Raw genomic sequence first — 15,282 nt, forward strand, 5'->3', positions numbered from 1 at the left:
CTCTCGCGCTGGATGTCTCGCGCAAGGCGGGACACCTGATCCGCCAGAACATCGCGATTGCGATCGTCTACAATGCCGTCGCCGTGCCGATCGCCATCCTGGGCCACGTCACGCCTCTTATCGCAGCGATCGCCATGTCCGCTTCATCGCTGCTCGTGATCGGAAATGCGCTGCGTCTGCAGAGTTCCAGGCCAAGTTCGCCGGTGAAAAATGTTCGGCGCGACAGGCGTTCCGATATCACCAAATTGGCCCAATCCTCATGACAACCCTTGCCTACCTCATACCTGTGGCCCTCTTTCTTGGCGCGCTTGGCCTGGGGGGGTTCCTGTGGGCTTTGAAGAGTGGCCAGTACGAAGATCTCGACGGCGCCGCCGAGCGGATCCTTATCGATCGGGAAGACAAGATCGGCAGATAGCGAAGTGCTGGCAAAATAACCGGACCACGACCGTCTCCACCTTGACTATGACGCGCCAGATCGGTGTCCGAGAATCTTAGGTCTCCAAAATGAACTCCACCAATTTGCGCCAGCGCAAAGAAACGCTGCGTCAGGTCAGCTAGGTTCTGCTCATCCGCAACGGTTGAGAGATAGGAGACTGACATGATCACGCGACGTGAAGCTCTGTTCGGGGCAGCGATCGGCGCTGCCGCCGTGGCAGCACTACCTGCATTTTCGGCACCTGTGACAAAGGCGGACATTCGAGGGCTCGCCCGCGAAAAGATCAAGCTCGTGGCACCGCCGTTCGTCCATCCGCACGATCAGGTCGCCAAGGGTGGACCCAAGATCGTCGAGTTCACCATCACGATCGAGGAAAAGCCTCTTGTCATCGACGCCGACGGCACGACGCTCAATGCGATGACCTACAACGGCTCGATCCCCGGCCCGCTGATGGTCGTTCATCAGGACGACTATCTCGAGCTGACGCTCATCAATCCCGACACCAACTCACTCGCCCACAACATCGACTTCCACGCCGCGACTGGCGCTCTGGGTGGTGGCGGTCTCACGCTGATCAATCCCGGCGAACAGGTGACCTTGCGCTTCAAGGCGACGCGGACGGGAACGTTCGTCTACCACTGCGCACCTGGTGGCGCGATGATCCCTTGGCATGTCGTCTCCGGCATGAGCGGCGCAATCATGGTGTTGCCGCGCGATGGGCTCAGGAACGACAAGGGCGAGCCGGCCAGATACGACAAGATCTTCTACATCGGCGAGAACGACTTCTATATTCCGCGCGACGAGAAGGGCAATTTCAAGAGCTACGAATCTGCCGGCGACGGTTACGATGACATCGTCAAGGTCATGCGCGGGCTGATCCCGACGCATGTCTTGTTCAACGGCAAGGTAGGTTCCCTGACCGGCGACAACGCCATGAAGGCGAAAGTCGGCGAGACCGTGTTGATCGTCCATTCACAGGCCAACCGCGATACCCGGCCGCATCTGATAGGCGGTCACGGCGACTATGTCTGGGAACAGGGCAAATTCGCCAACCCGCCGGCCAAGGACCTGGAAACCTGGTTCATCCGTGGCGGCTCGGCGGGCTCGGCGCTGTATACGTTCCTGCAGCCAGGTGTCTACGCCTACGTGAATCACAATCTGATTGAGGCCGTGGAACTCGGAGCGACCGCTCACTTCATGGTCGAAGGCGAGTGGGATGCCGACCTGATGACGCAGGTCGAGGCGCCCAAACCCATAGCCACCAACTGACGGCACTCGAAAATGCCCGGACGGCGCCGCTGTCCGGGCAAGGACAAAAGCCATGTCTCTTTTCATCCTGAAGGTCCTGCCGGTCGCCCTGGCCGCCGCTGCTGTTCCGGTAGGGCTCTCGCTAGAGGCGGTCTTTGGAGATCGACAATCCCACCCCATCGCTATGACGGTTGTCTTGCTTTCCGGTTCGATCATCTATCCGACTCCGGGCGAGTTCCTGAAAGAGGGACGCCCGCAAGGCAACCCCCGCCTCGAGCGGCAACTCGACAGACCTCTCGAAATCATGGCCTACCAGGTCGGCGCGGCCGACTATGCGGACTGCGTGTCGGCTGGCGGCTGTCAGCCAGCTCAGGAGACGCGCGCGATCCCAAGCAATGCTCCCGTCACCGGAGTAAGCTATCTCGATGCGAATGCCTACGCCCGGTGGTATTCGGAAGTGACCGGCGACCAATGGCGACTGCCATCCGACGAAGAGTGGGCCTTTGCCGCTGCTGAGCGGTTCGCAGGCGAATTCGAGGGTGTCGAAAACGACGCCACCAACCCCGCCAGACGATGGCTCACCAGCTACAAGGCCGAGGTGGACCTCAATCGCAAACCGGACCCGATGCCCAAGAGCCGTGGCTCGTTTGGTTTCAATTCCCTGGGCCTTGCCGACTTTTCTGGCAACGTCTGGGAGTGGACTTCGACCTGCTATGTCCGCACCACGTTGGCTGCGGATGGAAGCGGTGTTGCGAGTTCGGTCGACAATTGCGGTGTCCACGTCCTTGAAGGGCTTCACAGAGCCTACATGTCGAACTTCGTCAGTGACGGAAAAAGCGGAGGCTGTGCCGTCGGTACGCCTCCCGACAATCTGGGATTCAGGCTGGTGCGAGACCGCTCTGGCTGGGCGAGCGATCTGCTCTCTCACCTGAGAATAATCTGACCGTCAGCGCCGTCGGATCTTAGTATCGGCGGCGGCTACAAACGTGACGGACCCGCTTATCGACCGGGCGACAGCATCCGCTTCAGTGTGCCATCGCGAAGCCAGTACTGGTGGAACAGTGCCGCCACGGCATGGACCGAAATCAGGACGACAAACACTGGCTTGTTGAGGGAATGGATGTCGCCCCATGGGTCGCCAATGTAGAAAGCGAGCAGTCCCACAATGGGCGTTAAAAGCAAGAGCAGATAGAAAAGGCCGTGTGAACCACGTGCGGCGATCCGCATCCAGCCAGGTCCGCTTTCTGCAGGCTCAGGCGCACCGGAAACTACACGCATTAGCAACCGGATCAGCACGAGTGCCAGGGTCGAAATTCCTATCCAGTAATGGGCAGAGCCCAATGCCTGATCGGCTGACGAGACGGCGGCTCCATCTTCGGCAGCATCGACCACGGTTGTCATGCTCTCGCCAAAGAACAGTTGGAATAACACCAGCGCAGCTATGATCCAATGAAGCGCAATCTGGGAAGTTGAGTAGCCAATTCTGGTTTCCGTCATTTGATTTTTCCTGACGTTTAACAGCTGCGTGATCGCGATACTGAATAGCCAGGGAACATCGACATAATTTGGCTCGAATCCTCCCGGAATTGTGGCTGCAACCTTACGCATTTGTAAGGCGATGGGGACGTCGAACAGCCGTCCGCGGCCCTCGCCGTGGAGGCACCGGCCACGTCCCTCGTCCGGATTATAGTTTTAGCCTCACAGTTGTCTGAGCTTGTGGGGCAGCGTCACATCATCCCCTCAGATCGCTACTTGGCCTTCGGCGTCGTCAAGGCCACGCCGTAGGCTAGGAGAAAGCCAGCAAAGGCCAGAACCCATGCAACGCCGGCGACATTGACGATCGCGTCCTTAGGGAGAAAAACCGCAAGGATTCGTGACAAGGCAGCGATCAGGATCGCCGCGAAGACAACAATGGTTTGCAGTCCGGCCCGTAGTTGCCGGCCGGTATGGCCAAGCGTGGCGCGGGCCATCACTGCGACCGTCATTGACCCGACGGCGCCGACGCCGAACGCATGCAGCCCGGCAGCGACCGGTACGATTGCGGGCAAAAGGATCGACGCCGAAACCAACGCAAAACCGACGGGCACGAAAGCATATGCAAGGTGGAGGATGAGCACGAGCGGATCCCGCAATGTGCGTTCGCCAGCCCAGCGCGACAGACGCCACACCTGGCAGATTGCAGCGACGGCCATAAGCATTCCTGAGACGCGGTTGTGGGGGGCGAACGTCCACGCTCCCAGCGCGATAGCTGAGATGGCTATCGATGCGATGTCAAAACGGCCGAACGGTGCAGGCAGCTTGCCAGGATTTTCCCGGGCGAGCCAGTTGCGTGTGAAGCTCGGAATGATACGCCCACCGATCAGCGAGATGAGTACGATCCCCGCAGCCATACCGAGCCTGCGGCTGATGTCGGATGTGCCTTGAAGGTGCGCCTCGATATGGAACATGCCGTTGGCGCACGCCATCACGACAAGCGGCAGCAGCACCTTGAGGTTGCGCCAGTTGCGTCCGGCGATGATTTCGCGGGCGGCGGCGGCAGCCACCACAAACAGAAATGAGCCATCGATCACCGCGGCTGCTTGCCAGCCGATGTCGGTCGAGAAGTAGACAGCGGCGCGCCCGGCAAGCCACAGGACGACCAGCGCCAGCAGTGGCAAGCCTTGTACGGGCAGCCGGCCAGTCCAATTGGGGATGGCGGTCAGCAGGAACCCGGTAACGATCGCCGGCAGATAGCCGAACAGCATCTCGTGAATGTGCCAGTCGACGGCAACGAACGCACTGTGGGCATCGACTTCGCCGGCATATATCGGCAGCCAAAGCAGAATGGAGAGCGCGGCATACAGCGACCCGAGGAAGAAGAAGGGCCTGAATCCGTAGGAAAGAAATGCGGGTCCTGTGTAGGCCCGCAGGCGTGGAATCCCCATGATTTGCGTCTCCAAATGAACAGGGCCGGATGAACCGCCGCCCTCGGTCCGTCCGGCCCTCGCCTGCCCTCATGCGGCAGGCATGGCTGTATCGATTGCCGATCAGTTGACCGGAACCTGGGTGAACAGGTCGGCGAACACCGTCTTTGCCTTCCCGGGATGCTTGACCGCCTTGGCGGCATCGAGATTGACCGGCTTTCCGACAACGATCAGGGCGACCATGCCCATGCCGTAGTGAGGCGCGCATTTGACGCCGTAAACGCCCTCCTTTGTCAGCGTAACGGTGATTTCCTCGCTGGGCTTTCCCTTGAAGGGCTCGGCGCCGTCTGGAAGCATGCCTTTGATTGACTCGGCATCATGGCTCTTGTCGGTCGGCACGAACTTGACGGTGTCGCCAGGGGCTGCCTTGACGAAGGCCGGCTGGAAAACCATGGCGCCCTTTTCGCCCTTGTTGAGCATCTGCACCATATGCTCTTCGGCGCTTGCGCCGCCGGCGAGCGCCAGGATAGAGACTGCGGCGGCGAGGATGGAGAGTTTCATCGATTTGTCCTTTGTTTCGTCTTCGCGGCATTGCGCCGTTCCATGCCATTTAGCCTGACGCGGCTGGGAACAATTTGCGCTGGCGCAAACTCAGGATAAGAAAGGTCTTCCGCACGACTGATGCGGAACCGTAGGGCCGTGAGGAATCGCTTGGCTGCGCTGGACCGATCGCTGATTTCGCGACTGCCGCTCTTCCAGGGTCTGACGCCCGACGAGCAGAGCGAGATCCTGCGGGATGCGCGGTCGTCTCGCTATGCCAAGGAGACTGCGATCTTCGAGCAGGAAGCCGAGGCTCATTCCTTCTTCGTGCTGATCGCCGGGCATATCCGTGTCGTTCGCACCACACCGGACGGACAACAGGTCATCGCCAGATACATCAGCGAAGGCGAGATTTTTGGCGTCGCCGCGGCACTTGGCCGAACGACCTACCCAGCCAGCGCAATTGCGGCGGTGGACTGCGTGGTGCTCGCCTGGCCAAACGCTCTGTGGCCGGACCTGGCGGGATGCTTCCCAGTGTTTGGGGCGGCCACATACAGGACGGTTGGAACCAGGCTGCAGGAGACGCAGACGCGGGTCGTGGAGATGTCCACCGAGCAGGTGGAGCAGCGGGTTGCGCATGCGCTTCTGCGACTGGCAAACCAGACCGGCCGAAAGACCGACAGCGGCATCGAAATCGATTTCCCGATTTCCAGGCAGGACATTGCCGAGATGACGGGAACGACGCTGCACACCGTCAGCCGCTTGCTCAGCAAGTGGGAAGACAATGGGATAATCGTCAGCGGACGCCAGAAGGTCACCGTGAAGGATGCGCACCGCCTTGTAGTTCTGGCCGAGAACCGGGACAAGCGCTGATCTCATTCTCTGCGGCGGACAGTCGCTTCCAGGTCGGCGATGAAACGGCTTTCATCGACGTGGTGTTCAAGGCACGCTTCAGCCACGGTATGGAATGTGCCGATCGGGCAGCCGACGCACAGCATCTTGTATCTCAGCACCACAGCCACCGTTGCCGGCCATTTCCTCATGATTTCGTCAACGACCATGTCGGGGTCAATCGAACTGGGTTGCTTCACGATGAAGTCTCCGCGATTTGCGAAGCCTCTTCATAAATCGCGTTCGGACCGCTCTCGTTGCGCTTTCGCAATCTGAAAATGATTCAGATCAAGACACGGCGCGCGCGACCTCGATAAGCAATGGGATAAAGTATCTGAGGAGGTTGGCATGCAAGCCAAAACCATAATGACCACACCGGTCGTTGCAATTGATCCGTCTGCGTCGATCGCCGATGCAGCCGGATTGATGCTCTCCAGCAAGATCAGCGGGCTTCCCGTCATTCGCCGTGACGGCGCGCTGGTGGGCATTATCAGCGAGGGTGATCTCCTGCGCCGTGAAGAGCTGGGCACTCAGCGCAAGCGCCCACGCTGGCTGGAGTTTCTTGTCAGCCCGGGACGAGTTGCCGAAGAATATGTCCTCGCCAACGGACGACGGATCGAAGAGGTGATGACCGACAGCGTCGTCACGGCATCCCCCAATGCATCGCTTGCCGAGGTCGTCGAGTTGATGACGCATCACCGCATCAAACGCGTCCCGATCGTCGACGGCGATAAAGTTGTCGGAATGATTGCCCGTTCCGATCTTCTTCGTGCGTTACTTGACATGCAGCCAGCCTCAACCCCGATGGCCATTGACAACGAACAGATACGCCAGAGCATCGTCGCGGAGCTTGCAGCGCAGAAATGGGCTCGAAATGAGCTGATCAATGTCACTGTCGACAAAGGGATCGTAAAACTGAACGGCGCCATCTTCGACGAGCGCGAGCGCCGGGCAGCAATCGTCGCGGCCGAAAATGCAGCCGGCGTTAAAGGCGTTGAGGACAATCTGTTTTGCGCCGAGCCGTTGTCCGTCATCCTGGTCTCGTAGCCAAGGGCTAGCACCACCATTTCCCGGGGCGAAATGTGTGCTTGGCCGCCCGACGTTCTAACGCTGTCCGGCCACATGTTGTAGCCGTGCGATCAGGTCGCGGTTGCGGCAATAGTCTGGCGGAGCATCGGCTTGCTCGTTTTGGTCGAGCCAAGTCGAGCATTCGTCCTGATGGCCGCAGGATCGGCAGCGGTTGACCGCACGATCGGTGACGGCTGCATGGTCCGCCACCACTTTCAACTGCCTGTCGACACCCAGCTTGCGCATCATGCGACCCATCAACGCGACCCTGGCGTCGACTGAAATCAGGTAGTCGAGAAAGCTCATCTTGGTCACTCCTGCCTTATGAGACTCATAGCCATGCAGGCAGCCGACGACTTGATCTCGATCAACCGACGGAGCCGTCGCCGGGCCAAGGCGGCGAAAGGGGTAGAGTGAAGTTCCTGGACCCCACCGCGTACTCGGCTGCTGGGGCGTCCACCCATCAATACGACATGAAGCGGTTGATGCCGCTTTCCTCAATCAGCGAGCGGGTTATCCCGCCGAACGCCCATTCCCGCAGACGGCTGTGCCCATAGGCACCCGAGACGATCAGGTCCGCATGGATCGACCGCGCAAATGTCAGCAACCTGTCGCCGTCTGGGTCGCCGGCGATCAGCTCAGTTCCTGCCATGATGCCGTGATGTTCGAGAAAGACCGCGACGTCGGCAAGGCTGTCGCGGATACTCTTGTCGCGGTCGGTATCCATTGTGGCAATAACGACTTCGTTGGCCGTGGCCAGAAGGGGCAACGCATCTGCTATCGCCCGCCGCGCTTCCCTGGTGTCCTTCCAGGCAACAAGAACGGTTTTTGCCATGACAGGCTCGACATTGCTCGCGGCAACCAGGACTGGCCGCCCAATACCAAGTACCAGACTGCCGACGTCCACTGCACGGAAGACATTTCCCCCCTTCTCGCTGCCGGTGACAATAAGATCGGCGGATCGAGCCGAAATGCTCAGGAAACGGGTTGGGCTGCAAACAGCTTGGCCCCATTCGCTAAAGATCGATGCAGGAAGCAGCCTCTCGAACTCGGCGCGTAATTCGGCAAGCCGCTTTTCGATTTCGGTGTGCTGGATCTGCATGACCTCGCCTTCGTAGACCATACCGTCGCCGGTCGCGACCAAGGGCGGAACATCCGCAGCCGCCAGACCGATGAGACGGGCGCCAAACCGTTCCGCGAGCTCGATCCCCAGCTTTACAATAGGTGCGGGAGGCGCATCGATGGCGAGGTTGACGATGATCGACTTGTAAGACATTGCGGGCGCCTTTCGCTGAACGATGGAATGCGGGATGAATTGCATTCGACATCGTCCAATGCCTTGATGCGCATCAAAGGCCGGCAACTGCATCTGCGTTCGAAAACCTCGGCTCGATCCGTTTTGCGTGTGCGGCGAGAAGTGATAGTTAGCCCCGGTAGCACCGTCGAACCCAGGAACTTCAGGTGATCAAAGACGAAGCACTCAGTTTGTCACCCGGCGGGACGACACTGAAATCATTGTTGTCTCAAATGTTCGATCAGGCACCAGGCTTTATAGCGCTGCTGCGCGAGCCAGGTCACATTTTCGAGCTGACCAATGCCGCCTACCAGCGATTGACTGGCCACAGGCAAGTGATTGGAAAGTCAGTGCGGGACGCCTTTCCCGAGCTCGAAGGGAATGGGTTTTTCGAACATCTGGACCATGTGTACATGACCGGCGAGCCCTACATTGGCCACGGGGTGAAGGTCGGCCTTCGCAACATAGCCGACGGCCCGGTCGAAGAGCGCATCCTTGATTTTGTTTATCAGCCAGTCAAGGCTGACGATGGCCGGATCACCGCGATCTTCATTGAAGGTACTGATGTCAGCGAACTCTCCTTTGCAAATGCAGCACTTCGGCTGCGTGAGGACCATTTGCGGTCGATCCTGGCAACAGTGCCGGACGCGATGGTCGTCATCGACGAGCAGGGTGGGATTCAATCCTTCAGCACCGCTGCCGAAACGCTGTTCGGCTACCAGTCAGGCGAAGTCATCGGTCAAAACGTGAAAATGCTGATGCCCTCGCCCTACCGCGACGAGCATGACGCCTATCTGCTTCGCTACCTGACGACGGGAGAGCGCCGGATCATCGGGCTCGGCCGCACCGTGACCGGGGCACGCAAGGATGGCACGACTTTCCCGATGGAGCTTTCCGTTGGCGAGATGCATCCGGGGACGGGACGTTTCTTTACCGGCTTCTGCCGCGACTTGACCGAACGCCACCGGGCAGAAGCAAGAATCCAGGAGCAGCAGCAGGAACTGCTGCACATGGCGCGGTTCACCGCACTCGGCGAGATGGCCTCAACGCTTGCTCATGAGATCAACCAGCCGCTCACCGCCATCACGAACTACCTCAAAGGCAGTCGTCGGCTGCTTGAGAAGAGCCGGGACGAGAATGCGCCCATGCTTCGGGATGCCGTGGAAAAGGCAGCTGAGCAGGCCTTGCGGGCGGGCGACGTCATCCGTCACCTGAGGGATTTTGTAGCCAGGGGCGAAAGCGAGCGCCAGGTCGAACGACTGCCAATGCTGATCGAGGAAGCCGCCTCCCTAGCCTTGGTTGGTGCAAGAGAGATAAATCTCCTCGTCAGCTACAAGCTTGATCCAGTCGCCGAACTGGTCTTAACCGACCGCATCCAGATTCAGCAGGTTTTGCTCAACCTGATGCGCAATGCGGTTGAGGCTATGCAGGACTCGCCGCGCCGCGAATTGAAAGTCACAACAATTGCCCGGGATGATGGGATGGCCGAGGTAAGCGTGATCGATACTGGCCCGGGTCTCGCGCCGGAAGTCTCGGCTCAACTCTTCCAGCCGTTTGTAACCACCAAGAAGCAAGGCATGGGTGTCGGTCTCTCCATTTGCCGCACCATCGTGGAATCGCACGGTGGTCACATATGGGCCGAGGCGATGCCGACTGGCGGGACCGCCTTCCGATTCACCTTGCGCATTGTGGAGAAGGAAGAGGTCACAAATGGCCGGCAGTGATCTGGTGCACGTGGTTGACGACGACATGGACGTGCGCAAGTCGCTCGGTTTTCTTCTGGCGACTGCAGATTTTGCAGTACGCCTGCACGAATCGGCCACGGCTTTTCTCTCGACGGCAAAGGGCGACCTCGACGGCTGCATCGTCACCGACGTGCGCATGCCGGGCATAGACGGCATCGAATTCCTGCGCCAACTGAGATCCGGCGGGCATACAATTCCAGTTATTGTCATGACGGGCCATGCCGATGTGGCGCTCGCCGTTCAGGCAATGAAGGAAGGCGCTTCCGATTTCATTGAAAAGCCGTTTGATGACGAGATGCTGATCGACGCGATCCGCTCCACGTTGGCCAACCGCAACCAGGCGAATGCAACGCATCCGCAATCCTCCGAAATCCACGGCCGCCTGGCCACACTTTCGGAGCGGGAGCGGCAGGTTCTGGACGGGCTCGTGTCGGGTCTGCCGAACAAGACGATCGCCTATGATCTGGGTATCAGTCCGCGCACTGTCGAGATTCATCGTGCCAATGTGATGAGCAAGATGGCCGCGGGCAGCCTGTCGCATCTCGTGCGCATGGCGTTGATCGTGGAATCCAAACACTAGCAAGCGTCCCCGAGAGACTTGCCGCCGTCTGTCGGCATTGCCTTCGGCTGCCAGTAGCGCCAATGGGTCGGGCGGATATCGACGCGCACGCCAGTCCCGGCGTGCTTCCAACCCTGCCGGCCTTTTATACAGGGAAATACGAGCGCATGTTCGCCCTCCTCGTCGAAGACGGCGAGTTCGAGTTCGCGACCAAACGGAGCGCTCATGATCGGCTTCCACATCTCCCCATGATCTGGGGAAGCGGCAAGCAGCGCCTTGATTTAAATCATTTACGAAATTGCCGCCTATGCCGCTGCGGACGAGCGGCAAGCTGCCTTGATTGCGATCAATGACAGCTCCGGCGGCTGGGCCAACAGTCTGTTGGACGACCAATAGACTCAGGAGATCACACATGCTGATCCGCACATTATCCGCCCTGGAATGCACGAAATTGCTGACCGCCAACCGTGTCGGTCATCTGGCATGCGCGAAGGGTGGGCAGCCCTACGTGGTGCCGGTGCACTATGCGCACGCCGACAATCATCTCTACGCGTTTTCCATGCCCGGCAAGAAGATCGACTGGATGCGTGCCAATCCCCTGGTGTCCGTCCAGGTGGGTGAACGCGGCCAGGGCCGAGGCTGGAGAAGCGTCGTCGTCGATGGCCGTTATGAGGAACTGCCGGACCGGATTGGCCACAAGCTCGAGCGTGACCATGCATGGGCGATGTTGAGCAAGCATGCCGCTTGGTGGGAGCCCGGCGCCCTCAAGCCACTCATGCCTGCGGTGTCGGACAGTGCACCCCACGTTTTCTTCCGTATCTTGATCCAGCAGGTGTCGGGCCGCGAAGCAAGTGAATAGCTTTCTTCACTGCGGCGACCAGCGCTGGACCGATTCAGGAGGAGCGGCTCTAGGTAGTTTCCCGTAGGGACATAACCGAATTTCGCGACCCGCGGATTCGCGCGATTGCTGTGTCACGGATAAACCGGGAAAACAGCCATGCACGCCTACACCTCCTCCAGAATTTCGCTGCCGTCACGGTCTGCCCAGCCCAACCTGCCGGAGGCTTTTGAGCCCGCACTGCTGCAACCACTCAGCTTCTATCCCGCAGGCGCGGAAATCTACGCCCAGGGCGAGAAGGCCGGAGGCTTCTACCAGGTGGAGTTCGGCGCCGTCCGCGTCTACCGCCTGCTTGCTGACGGCCGCCGGCAGATCAGTGCCTTTCATCTCGCCGGAGAGACATTCGGCTTCGAAGCCGACACGACGCACCATTTCTTTGCTGAAGCGGTCAATTCCACCGGTGTCCGCGTCTTCCGCCTCACAGCTGGAGCGGATATGTCCCATCAGTTGCTGCCTCTGGCGCTGAAGGGGTTGACCAGAGCGCAGGAACACCTGCTGGTCCTCGGTCGCCAGAGCGCCATCGAACGCGTCGCCGCGTTCCTGGTCGACCTGTCGGAGCGCCAGGGCGGATTGCGGCAGGTCGAACTTCCGATGTCGCGCATGGATATCGGCGATTATCTTGGCCTCACCATCGAGACGGTATCGCGGATCTTCACCCGGCTGAAGGACAAGGGCGTCATCCGCCTGCTCAGCCTGCGCAGCATCGAAATCATCAGGCATGATGCGCTTCATGCGATGAGCGAATGAGCTGCGCTCCGACTCCTGGATGGTACAAGCACTTCAGACCATTTGACAGCGGGGCAACAAGAGCAAGATAGCAGCGCGGAGGACATCTGTTATGCCGCTGGAAGATTGAGGAAACAGCGGCAAGTCTATCGGCGTTCAGGCTTCGGGAGGAAGGCATGGACCGGCACATGGCCACATTGCGTGCAGACCGTGTTCAAGCATCGATCACGTCGGATGCCGCTGAAAAATCGGCGCTGGTCGATTCGTGGCGGCGCTCGGCCTCGTTGCACAGGCTGGTTCCTGCAGGCCGGAAATCACCCCGGCGGCTAACCGACATCGAATTGAGCGTCGCCGGGCAGAAGGTCGAGCCGCTGCTCGCTGCCGCCCAGTCCAGTCTTGACAGGCTCTATCTGCCGTCGGCGGTGTCGGCTGCTGCGTGTTGCTGGCTAATCGCGATTGTGTCGGGGTCGATCGCCGTACTTTCCAGATCAACGGGGAAGACGCGGTTTTCCGGATTAGACCTGATGTGAGATGTCAGCCTGCCAACTGGCGGCAGATCGAGCGCCGTAGGCGCACCGATCCGTCCTGACTGCTTGCCAAAACTCGCTCCATAATTTATATGACCACTTTAGTCACGGGAGCAATCATGATGAAAGAGATTCAGCTCAAAGACGTCAAGGCTACGTTCTCACATGTGGTCGACGAAGCGGTTGCGGGCACACCGACGGTCGTCACCCGTCACGGCAAAAGAGAGGCTGTCGTAATCAGCTATTCGGAGTACGAACGCCTTTCCCGTGTGCCGTCGCTGGGTTGGCTGCTCACAAACTCGCCCCTGGAGGAAGCTGACCTGCCAGCGCGAAGCCGAAAGCCCGCACGGGCTCTGCGCGATCCGGCGTTCTGACATTGTACCTTTTGGACACGAATGTCGTCAGCTTGCTTGCCCCTTCAAAACGCAGGACGCCCTCCGATGAGAAACTAGCGGCCTGGATAGTCGAGCGATCGTCCGACCTTTGGCTCTCCGTAATCACCTTGGCCGAGATCGAGGACGGCATCGCGAACGCCAAGCGAACCGGTGCCACCAAGAAGGCGGGCGCGCTCGCTGAATGGTGGGGAGAAATCCGTCACTACTACAGTAGCCGCATCCTCCCTCTTGACCTCGAAACGGCAACAATAACTGGGCAACTCATGACAGTCGCTCGGGCCGCTGGCATCTCACCTGGTTTCGAGGACATCGCTATTGCTGCAACAGGCATGCAACACGATCTGATCGTGCTCACGGACAACGAGAAAGATTTCAGGCCGCTCGGCATTCGGCATCAGAATCCGTTCATCGGGCTTCCAGAATAGGCGGACGGCGACCGATGGGCGCCTCCAGCATGACCATGCGATGACGTAGGCGGGGTTATGCGACGCTGGGCGAGTCTGATGGCGGTGCACCGGACTTCCTGGATCGACCAGCGGCCAGCGTATATTTGTGCCCCTTCAAGGTTCATAGGCCTTGTTGCCTATGGGCTGTCCAGGTTGTTTGCTTCAAAGGCCCAACGCTGACAGGGCCTTGGACGTGAGGTGAGAGCTTCATCGTCAGCGAATACCTTTCTCATCGACGTCCAACGAGACGGTAACAATCAGTCATCCACCCACCTTGACGCGGGCGTGCCGCCCAGCGGATGTCGGGCTGATGTGCGCCGACGGAACACGTGTCCTCGACCGTCACTTCTGGCGAGCGGCATCGCCATCATTAGTGATGGAACGGAAAAGAAACCATTCAGCGTCAGACTACCGCTTTTCGACGCACCTTTTTCGAACACGTCGGAACGAGCGCTTGTCGCGCAGCCCACGATGCCCCCATTGGTGAATCGGATCCATGAAGAGTCTGACAATACGCCACCGCATCCTCGTCAGTTTCGCTGCCGTTCTGGTGGTCATGTCCGTGATCGCCGTCATCGCGTACGCCTGGTTTCTTCAGGCGGGGCAGGAGGCGACTGAGGTCGAGAAGGGCATCCTTCCAGACCTCTATCACAGCACCGCAATCATGGTGGGCCAGATGACGGCCCATAGTCTGCTTCAGGAATATGCCCTTCAGGACAACCCATCGGATAGAAGCACGCTTGAAAGCGCGATCACGACCAATCGCGACCAAGTGCAGCGGTCGATGGGCGACTATGAAGCAACAATCGTCTCCGACATCGACAAGCAGAATTATGCAGTCGTCAAAGAACTCGCCAACCAATTTCGTCTGGCTGAAACTGCTGTGCTGGACACAAGCCGGGCTGCCTTGTCGAAAGGTGAAACTCCCAATGAAAGCCTGGCCATCAAGAACACCGTAGAGCCGATCTTTGTAAAGTTGCAGTCCGCTCTGCAGGCCATGGTTGAGGATCACAGAGGCGAGGCAAACAGCGCGACGCAGCGGATCAGCTCGATCGTTAGAACGGCCGAAGTCGGTTTGAGCGTTGGCTTGTTGATAGCCCTCGGACTAGCCCTTCTTTTGGGTTACCAGCTGTTTCGCGCCATTACAGGTCCGCTCACTCGTTTGGTCAACGCGGTTCAATTGATGCGGCAAGGCGACTTCAGCGAACGCCTCGATCTGAGGCGCCGAGACGAATTCAGCGTTCTTGCCGACGGCTTCAACGCAATGGCGGACGATCTCACAACCCTCATTGGTCAGGTTCAAAGGTCCAGCATACAGGTCGGCACATCGATAACTGAGATCGCCGCCACCTCCAAGCAACAGCAGGCAACTGCGACTGAAATCGCAGCGACCACAACAGAAATCCGCGCGACAGCCAAGGAGATCTCCGCCACGTCAAACGAGCTCGTCCGCACGATGAACGAGGTCTCGACAGTTGCCGAGCAAACTGCTGCCGTCGCCGGCGGGGGGCAAGCGGGGCTAACCCGTATGGAAGAAACAATGCAGCAGGTCATGGAAGCGGCCGGCGCGATCAATTCCAAACTAGCGATCCTGAGCGAGAAAGCC

At 59.3% G+C, this 15,282-nt stretch carries 19 protein-coding genes and 2 pseudogenes; 14 read left to right on the forward strand and 7 right to left on the reverse strand.

Going from position 1 to position 15,282, the window contains the following annotated elements:
- The 4 genes and pseudogenes from EN955_RS28940 to EN955_RS28955 form a co-directional block, all read left to right on the forward strand.
- Positions 1-263, forward strand: a pseudogene (locus tag EN955_RS28940) (nitrogen fixation protein FixI); the annotation flags it as partial.
- Positions 260-415, forward strand: coding sequence for a cbb3-type cytochrome oxidase assembly protein CcoS (gene ccoS / locus EN955_RS28945; RefSeq protein ID WP_013524995.1), 156 nt, complete (start codon positions 260-262; stop codon positions 413-415). The pseudogene EN955_RS28940 and the gene ccoS, both read left to right, overlap by 4 nt.
- A 183-nt stretch (positions 416-598) precedes the next feature.
- Entirely contained in the window at positions 599-1,705 is a 1,107-nt protein-coding gene (gene nirK, locus EN955_RS28950) for a copper-containing nitrite reductase (RefSeq protein WP_013524994.1), read from the forward strand.
- A 52-nt stretch (positions 1,706-1,757) separates the two neighbouring features.
- Positions 1,758-2,627, forward strand: a complete 870-nt coding sequence (locus EN955_RS28955) for an SUMF1/EgtB/PvdO family nonheme iron enzyme (RefSeq protein ID WP_024505307.1) — start codon at positions 1,758-1,760, stop codon at positions 2,625-2,627.
- A gap of 56 nt (positions 2,628-2,683) precedes the next feature.
- Here EN955_RS28955 and EN955_RS28960 read toward each other — a convergent pair whose 3' ends face one another.
- The 3 genes from EN955_RS28960 to EN955_RS28970 form a co-directional block, all read right to left on the reverse strand.
- The gene (locus EN955_RS28960; protein ID WP_024505308.1) at positions 2,684-3,181 is read right to left on the reverse strand and encodes a cytochrome b; all 498 of its coding nucleotides are present in this window, start codon (positions 3,179-3,181) and stop codon (positions 2,684-2,686) included.
- Positions 3,182-3,432: 251 nt separating this feature from the next.
- Positions 3,433-4,608 (reverse strand): NnrS family protein, encoded by a 1,176-nt coding sequence (locus tag EN955_RS28965; protein WP_013525384.1) that lies wholly within the window; start codon positions 4,606-4,608, stop codon positions 3,433-3,435.
- A 102-nt stretch (positions 4,609-4,710) separates the two neighbouring features.
- Entirely contained in the window at positions 4,711-5,148 is a 438-nt protein-coding gene (locus EN955_RS28970) for a pseudoazurin (protein WP_013525383.1), read from the reverse strand.
- 150 nt (positions 5,149-5,298) lie between these two features.
- Here EN955_RS28970 and EN955_RS28975 point away from each other — a divergent pair, with 150 nt between their 5' ends.
- Entirely contained in the window at positions 5,299-6,000 is a 702-nt protein-coding gene (locus EN955_RS28975; RefSeq protein WP_024505309.1) for a Crp/Fnr family transcriptional regulator, read from the forward strand.
- A 2-nt stretch (positions 6,001-6,002) separates the two neighbouring features.
- Here the strand turns inward: EN955_RS28975 and EN955_RS28980 are convergent, their stop codons facing one another.
- Positions 6,003-6,218: a DUF1858 domain-containing protein gene (locus tag EN955_RS28980; protein ID WP_013525381.1), complete on the reverse strand. Its 216-nt coding sequence runs from the start codon at positions 6,216-6,218 to the stop codon at positions 6,003-6,005.
- Between the two features lie 148 nt (positions 6,219-6,366).
- Here EN955_RS28980 and EN955_RS28985 point away from each other — a divergent pair, with 148 nt between their 5' ends.
- Positions 6,367-7,065, forward strand: a complete 699-nt coding sequence (locus EN955_RS28985) for a CBS domain-containing protein (RefSeq protein WP_013525380.1) — start codon at positions 6,367-6,369, stop codon at positions 7,063-7,065.
- Positions 7,066-7,122: 57 nt separating this feature from the next.
- Here EN955_RS28985 and EN955_RS28990 read toward each other — a convergent pair whose 3' ends face one another.
- The gene (locus EN955_RS28990) at positions 7,123-7,392 is read right to left on the reverse strand and encodes a DUF6455 family protein (protein ID WP_013525379.1); all 270 of its coding nucleotides are present in this window, start codon (positions 7,390-7,392) and stop codon (positions 7,123-7,125) included.
- A 157-nt stretch (positions 7,393-7,549) separates the two neighbouring features.
- Positions 7,550-8,362: a universal stress protein gene (locus tag EN955_RS28995; RefSeq protein ID WP_024505310.1), complete on the reverse strand. Its 813-nt coding sequence runs from the start codon at positions 8,360-8,362 to the stop codon at positions 7,550-7,552.
- Positions 8,363-8,547: 185 nt separating this feature from the next.
- Here EN955_RS28995 and EN955_RS29000 point away from each other — a divergent pair, with 185 nt between their 5' ends.
- Together EN955_RS29000 and fixJ are read left to right on the forward strand one after the other, a co-directional pair.
- Positions 8,548-10,104 carry a PAS domain S-box protein gene (locus tag EN955_RS29000; protein ID WP_013525377.1) on the forward strand — a complete coding sequence of 519 codons (1,557 nt, stop codon included), beginning with the start codon at positions 8,548-8,550 and terminating at the stop codon, positions 10,102-10,104.
- The gene (gene fixJ / locus EN955_RS29005) at positions 10,091-10,705 is read left to right on the forward strand and encodes a response regulator FixJ (protein ID WP_013525376.1); all 615 of its coding nucleotides are present in this window, start codon (positions 10,091-10,093) and stop codon (positions 10,703-10,705) included. Before EN955_RS29000 ends, fixJ begins: the two co-directional genes overlap by 14 nt.
- Here fixJ and EN955_RS29010 read toward each other — a convergent pair.
- Complete coding sequence (locus EN955_RS29010; protein WP_013525375.1) at positions 10,702-10,911, reverse strand: hypothetical protein; 210 nt, start codon at positions 10,909-10,911, stop codon at positions 10,702-10,704. The two genes, fixJ and EN955_RS29010, sit on opposite strands and share 4 nt — an antisense overlap.
- Positions 10,912-11,096: 185 nt before the next feature.
- Here EN955_RS29010 and EN955_RS29015 point away from each other — a divergent pair, with 185 nt between their 5' ends.
- The 6 genes and pseudogenes from EN955_RS29015 to EN955_RS29045 form a co-directional block, all read left to right on the forward strand.
- Positions 11,097-11,543: a pyridoxamine 5'-phosphate oxidase family protein gene (locus EN955_RS29015; RefSeq protein WP_013525374.1), complete on the forward strand. Its 447-nt coding sequence runs from the start codon at positions 11,097-11,099 to the stop codon at positions 11,541-11,543.
- A gap of 138 nt (positions 11,544-11,681) precedes the next feature.
- Complete coding sequence (locus EN955_RS29020; RefSeq protein WP_013525373.1) at positions 11,682-12,329, forward strand: helix-turn-helix domain-containing protein; 648 nt, start codon at positions 11,682-11,684, stop codon at positions 12,327-12,329.
- A gap of 155 nt (positions 12,330-12,484) precedes the next feature.
- Positions 12,485-12,786: pseudogene (locus EN955_RS29025) on the forward strand (hypothetical protein); the annotation flags it as partial.
- Between the two features lie 171 nt (positions 12,787-12,957).
- Positions 12,958-13,209 (forward strand): type II toxin-antitoxin system prevent-host-death family antitoxin, encoded by a 252-nt coding sequence (locus EN955_RS29030; protein WP_024505312.1) that lies wholly within the window; start codon positions 12,958-12,960, stop codon positions 13,207-13,209.
- Between the two features lie 11 nt (positions 13,210-13,220).
- The gene (locus EN955_RS29035) at positions 13,221-13,655 is read left to right on the forward strand and encodes a type II toxin-antitoxin system VapC family toxin (RefSeq protein WP_338101684.1); all 435 of its coding nucleotides are present in this window, start codon (positions 13,221-13,223) and stop codon (positions 13,653-13,655) included.
- Positions 13,656-14,172: 517 nt separating this feature from the next.
- A partial coding sequence (locus tag EN955_RS29045; protein WP_164769919.1) for a methyl-accepting chemotaxis protein occupies positions 14,173-15,282 on the forward strand: 1,110 nt, incomplete at its 3' end.

It is taken from the genome of Mesorhizobium sp. M7A.F.Ca.CA.001.04.2.1, from assembly GCF_003998485.1.
GTDB lineage: Bacteria > Pseudomonadota > Alphaproteobacteria > Rhizobiales > Rhizobiaceae > Mesorhizobium > Mesorhizobium ciceri.

Excerpts from the sequence above, each read along its gene's own strand:
- EN955_RS28970 (WP_013525383.1), bottom strand. The coding sequence starts at position 5,148 with ATGAAACTCTCCATCCTCGCCGCCGCAGTCTCTATCCTGGCGCTCGCC.
- EN955_RS28960 (WP_024505308.1), bottom strand. The coding sequence starts at position 3,181 with ATGACGGAAACCAGAATTGGCTACTCAACTTCCCAGATTGCGCTTCAT.
- EN955_RS28955 (WP_024505307.1), top strand. The coding sequence starts at position 1,758 with ATGTCTCTTTTCATCCTGAAGGTCCTGCCGGTCGCCCTGGCCGCCGCT.
- EN955_RS28990 (WP_013525379.1), bottom strand. The coding sequence starts at position 7,392 with ATGAGCTTTCTCGACTACCTGATTTCAGTCGACGCCAGGGTCGCGTTG.
- EN955_RS28965 (WP_013525384.1), bottom strand. The coding sequence starts at position 4,608 with ATGGGGATTCCACGCCTGCGGGCCTACACAGGACCCGCATTTCTTTCC.
- EN955_RS29015 (WP_013525374.1), top strand. The coding sequence starts at position 11,097 with ATGCTGATCCGCACATTATCCGCCCTGGAATGCACGAAATTGCTGACC.
- EN955_RS28995 (WP_024505310.1), bottom strand. The coding sequence starts at position 8,362 with ATGTCTTACAAGTCGATCATCGTCAACCTCGCCATCGATGCGCCTCCC.
- EN955_RS29020 (WP_013525373.1), top strand. The coding sequence starts at position 11,682 with ATGCACGCCTACACCTCCTCCAGAATTTCGCTGCCGTCACGGTCTGCC.
- fixJ (WP_013525376.1), top strand. The coding sequence starts at position 10,091 with ATGGCCGGCAGTGATCTGGTGCACGTGGTTGACGACGACATGGACGTG.
- ccoS (WP_013524995.1), top strand. The coding sequence starts at position 260 with ATGACAACCCTTGCCTACCTCATACCTGTGGCCCTCTTTCTTGGCGCG.
- nirK (WP_013524994.1), top strand. The coding sequence starts at position 599 with ATGATCACGCGACGTGAAGCTCTGTTCGGGGCAGCGATCGGCGCTGCC.
- EN955_RS29010 (WP_013525375.1), bottom strand. The coding sequence starts at position 10,911 with ATGAGCGCTCCGTTTGGTCGCGAACTCGAACTCGCCGTCTTCGACGAG.
- EN955_RS29030 (WP_024505312.1), top strand. The coding sequence starts at position 12,958 with ATGAAAGAGATTCAGCTCAAAGACGTCAAGGCTACGTTCTCACATGTG.
- EN955_RS28985 (WP_013525380.1), top strand. The coding sequence starts at position 6,367 with ATGCAAGCCAAAACCATAATGACCACACCGGTCGTTGCAATTGATCCG.